The sequence below is a fragment of the uncultured Clostridium sp. genome (genome assembly GCF_934754915.1).
Classification (GTDB): domain Bacteria; phylum Bacillota; class Clostridia; order Clostridiales; family Clostridiaceae; genus Clostridium.
Genome location: NZ_CAKVKB010000194.1, coordinates 1 through 4,913 on the forward strand (window position 1 = coordinate 1; position 4,913 = coordinate 4,913).

At 26.2% G+C, this 4,913-nt stretch carries 3 protein-coding genes; 1 reads left to right on the forward strand and 2 read right to left on the reverse strand.

Translation table 11 applies throughout. The features are described 5' to 3' along the window. Nucleotides 1-175: 175 nt before the first annotated feature. Entirely contained in the window at nt 176-1,222 is a 1,047-nt protein-coding gene (locus Q0F58_RS17150; RefSeq protein ID WP_294379088.1) for an Rpn family recombination-promoting nuclease/putative transposase, read from the reverse strand. 369 nt (nt 1,223-1,591) lie between these two features. Here Q0F58_RS17150 and Q0F58_RS17155 point away from each other — a divergent pair, with 369 nt between their 5' ends. Further along, a complete protein-coding gene (locus tag Q0F58_RS17155; RefSeq protein WP_294379089.1) occupies nt 1,592-1,984 on the forward strand; it encodes a (deoxy)nucleoside triphosphate pyrophosphohydrolase in 393 nt (130 codons plus the stop codon). Between the two features lie 54 nt (nt 1,985-2,038). Here Q0F58_RS17155 and Q0F58_RS17160 read toward each other — a convergent pair whose 3' ends face one another. Beyond that, nucleotides 2,039-4,894: a DUF3427 domain-containing protein gene (locus Q0F58_RS17160; protein WP_294379090.1), complete on the reverse strand. Its 2,856-nt coding sequence runs from the start codon at nt 4,892-4,894 to the stop codon at nt 2,039-2,041. Nucleotides 4,895-4,913 lie beyond the last annotated feature (19 nt).

Consider the following 4,913-nt stretch of genomic DNA (forward strand, 5'->3'; position numbering starts at 1 on the left):
TATTTCACAACTTATCACCTCAATAAGATTATATCATAAATACAAATATATTTTTATAGATTTGTATAGATTATTTTAAACTGTTAAAAGCCTCCTAAATTCATAATTACTTTTAATTATAGCACTTATGTAATTTATGGCAAAAATCATATGAATAATTAGTGTTGATAAGTGTTTATTTAATATACTTATCCAAATCCTCAATACTTTCTAAATCAAAAATATTTAAAGCTAATTCTTCAACTGCTTCATCTGGCATTTTTTTTATCTTCTCTTCATAACTTAGTGGAAGTTCTTTAAATTTCTTTCTTAATAATTTTATAAGAATTTCTGCTTTTCCTTCAATCCTTCCCTCAATCCTTCCCTCAATCCTTCCTTCAGTTCTTCCTTCAGTTCTTCCTTCGGCCTTAGACTTTTCTTTCATTTCATCCAGTATAAATGCATTTCTTGCAACCATAAGCTCCACATCCTCCCTATCTGCTTCTAATATTTTTATTGCTGATTCAGCCAGTGGATTTACTACTGTATTTTTAATCCACTTCTTGATTGCTTTAATCTCAGCATCACTCAAGGAGTTAAAATATAATGCTATTACCCTTATTCTTTCCAGAAATTCTACTGCATCCATTTTCTGATCTAATAAAAATATAGCTGAAGTTACATTTTTTAAATCAACAAGTTTATCTTTACTAAGTTTTTCATCATTACTTATATCAAAAATATCATATTCAAAATTTAATATATTATTGCCAAATAGTTCTTCATTATAAATCATTTTTCTAAACTGTTTTGGTACATCCCATACATGCTCACCATTATATAAGACTATTGGAATTACTGCTGGGACCTTTACAGTCTTATCATACTTTTTGTGTTTTGCATTTACTGAATATTCTTTTAGTATTTCACACATATAAAATAATAATCTTAAAGGCATTGTATAATCCACACTTGATTGAAATTCTAACAATATATATAAAACAACTTCTTTTCCATCAATCTCTGCTTTATATACAATATCAGCTTCCTTTTCTTCATAATCTGCTGTAATATATGTATTATTGACTAAAGTAAGATCTTCAGCTTTAAGATCTTTAACCCACTCTGCATTACTTAGATTTTTAAATAAATCTAATGCAATTTCTTTTTTTGAATACAAGTCTTTATAGCTTTTATCATGTATATGATGTATATCATTCTTGTGACTATTCTTTTTATCCATTTCTTTACGTCCTAACTTTTTATCTTTAGTAAAAGTATTGCCACTTTTTTAAAATTATATCATATGAATATTTTAATTAACAACAGATTTTCTGAGTGATTTATCATATAATAAAACTAAGAATTATATAAAAGTTCTCTTAATATTTTTACAGGGCTTTTTAGGAATTCGTAATAATATGACTGTCTAATAAATAGCCTTATCATTAATTAATTTTCTTCATTAATTCAATATAATTATATTTAATAGCATATCTCATAATATATAAAATACAATTTCATCTTGAAGGCGCAGATTTTTTGACTACTTTATAACTAATGAATTATCATACAGTATATGTTACTATATATTTTAGAGGTGATTTAAACAATGAAAAAAACTGTAAAAGTAGTTGGTGCAATAATAGAAAATGAAAATGGAGAAATTCTATGTGCACTACGTTCAAAAATTATGTCTCAAGGCAGTCTTTGGGAATTTCCAGGTGGAAAAATAGAAAAAAATGAAACAATCGGTGACGCAATAGAACGTGAAATAAGAGAAGAACTTGGATGTACTATTAAATTCACAGATGTTTTTTATGATAATACACATGAGTATGAAAATGTTATAGTAAATCTAATTACAACAAAATGCAGACTTGTAAGCGGAACTCCTAAAGCTAATGAACATGCAAAATTAATATGGCTTAATAAAGATTATTTAAACACATTAACTTGGGCTCCTGCTGACATACCAACAGTAAAGAAATTAATTGAAAAATAGTATTTTACATAAAAATGGACTGTCTCACTAAATTCTTAGAGTGCAGTCCATTTTTTATACTCTGTGTGTAAATTCAACATATATATTTTCAGGAACTTTATTTTCAAGAGATAATGTTACTGTAATCGGCTTCTCTCCTTCAAATTTTACTGTATTGCCTTTTCCTATATAAATATAAGGCTGAACAGCTCCATCAATTTTTTTATATTTTCTAATAAACAAATGTAAATTGATATTTCTCTCTTTATTATAAATTATATTTTTTCCACGATCAGAAGCCTGCGCTGTATTATTAAGACTTTGCCATTGAAAAGTTTTATTATTTATGAATTCATCTTTATAATTTATACTTTCCTTTATATCTTCTTCTTTATGAAGATCAATAAAAAGAAAATAGTCATTCCCATTAGCTAATAAACCGCTCCCTCTAAAAGAACTATGAGTCTTTTCATAATTGGATAATAACGCTGTATCTATCATCTGATACTGCTCATATAACTTAAAAAATGGAATTCCATAATTCTCACTTCCAAATTGTTTTTCATATGTTATAAGTCCATAATTTATAACATCTTCTATAATTTCTTTATATCTTCTATTTTTAAGCACTGACATAAATTGCAGAGTCTTTATAAGTATATCATTTTCATAATTTACAATTTTGATATTACTCTCAAGCTGCCCTTTATCATAATAGTTCTGATTAAGGTTTCTAAAGCTATGCTCTATTGTCTCTTTATCAACATTCTTCAAATATTTTGATATTTCTATAACTGCCTGTTCTATTGTTATTTCTTCATTATTTAGCAGATATTTAATAAGTATAAATTCATGTGGTCTTTTGATTGGAAGTGCATTTGACAATTGTTTAAGTATTTTCACAAATTCATTATCATTAAACAGACCTTTAATATATTCACTTTTTTCTACCGTTTTTAGAAATCCCAAATATGTCTTACTATAATTAATAAATTTCAATGGATTTGGTGCTCCATCATATTTTATATAATCACATAGATTGTATGGTATCTTTCCTCCTAAAAGTTCCTTAAAATTGTTATATTCTTCTTTAAGATACTTTAAAGTATTGAAGTTTTCACTATCAAGCTGTTTTAGAATCCTTTCCTGAGCTATTCTATCCATCTGAATATTTGAACATCCTGGAATATCTGAAAAATTAGTTGCAACAGAAACTTTTAAACTGTCTTTATCATAATACCTTCCACCTTTTAATGCTATTGAAATTAAAAATGCTTTATTATGATTTCCTATAAAATCAAGTACAGTAAGAAAATTTTTATTATTATATTTTCTAAGTCCTCTTCCAAGCTGTTGTATAAAAATTATAGGTGAATTAGTCGGTCTGAGCATTAAAACTTGATTAATTGATGGAATATCAATCCCCTCATTAAATATATCTACTGTAAATATAATTTTTAATGGATCATTATCATCTTCTAATTTTCTTATATACTTTTGTCTTTTATCTATAGAGTCATCTCCACTTAGTGCAATGCTTTCTATTCCTCTTCTTAAAAATTCTTCTGCCATAAATGCTGCATGTTCTCTCCTAACACAAAATCCAATAGCTTTTTGATGATTGCCATCATATCCATAGAAATTCATTTTCTCAATAATATAATCAACTCTTGAGTTTATCATCAATCTTCCAGCAACTTCAGATATATCATCTAACTTTACACCTTCAAGATCAGCATCTTGTATATCTGTTATGCCAAAATAATGAAAAGGAACAATAAGCTCATTTTCCAAGGCTTCATGAAGCCTTATTTCTGTTGCTACATTATTATCAAAGATATCAAAAATATTTCCTTTATCACATCTTTCAGGTGTAGCAGTCATTCCAAGTAAAAATTGCGGTTTAAAATAATTCAGAATTTTTGTGTATGTGGGACTGGTACAATGATGTGCTTCATCAATAACTATATATTGAAATTCATCTTCTTTAAATTTATCTAAATTATTAACAATTGTCTGCATGGTAGCGAAAAGATAATTTACATCAGTATCTTTTTTATTACCTGTATAAAGTCCCATCTTTATATTATTATTTTTGCATAAATTTTTATAAGTTTCTAAAGCACTTCTTAAAATATCTTCTCTATGAACTAAAAACAATAATTTCTTTGGAGCAAATTTTATAACATCAAAAGCAGACATATATGTTTTTCCTGTACCTGTTGCAGCAATTACTAATGATTTTGTTTCTCCACATTTACGTATTCTCTCTAAATTATCTAACGCTTTTGTCTGCATAAGATTAGGCCTTATAATTTCATATTTAGAAAAATCAACTACATTTTCTTTTTCTCTTTTTTTAATTGTAGATATAAAATTCTTATACTTGTTTAAAAATTCATCATCAACAAATCCTATATTATTATAAATATTGTTATATTCATCCAAAACTTCATTAACAAATTCTGTTTCTTTTTTAGATATAATCATGACATTCCATTCAACATTGCTTTTTAATGCACGCTGTGTAATATTTGATGATCCTATAATAATTTTGTAATTATCATCATTTTCAAAAATATATGCTTTTGTATGAAACCCCTTTTCACTATTGGCAATAAATATTTTTAAATCTACATTACTAAAACTTTTTAATCTTTCTAACGCTTTTGGTTCTGTAAAGTTTAAATAAGTGGAAGTTATAATTTTGCCTTCAATGTGTTTTTCTTCTAAATTTTTAAACGAATCAAGAAGTAATTGAAGTCCACTAAAATTTATAAAAGCCACACTAAAATAAAATTTATTGCAATGCTCTAAGCTCAATTTTAATTCATTTAACAAATTACCTCTTTGAGAATTTACTATTAATTTGTTCTTTACAATATATTTTTCTTCTATTATTTTCTTTGGCTCTAAATTGCTAAAATCAATTTGTTGATATGTCTTGCTC

Bases quoted from the DNA above. Each gene is read 5' to 3' on its own strand.
- Q0F58_RS17150 (WP_294379088.1), bottom strand. From the start codon at position 1,222: ATGGATAAAAAGAATAGTCACAAGAATGATATACATCATATACATGAT.
- Q0F58_RS17155 (WP_294379089.1), top strand. From the start codon at position 1,592: ATGAAAAAAACTGTAAAAGTAGTTGGTGCAATAATAGAAAATGAAAAT.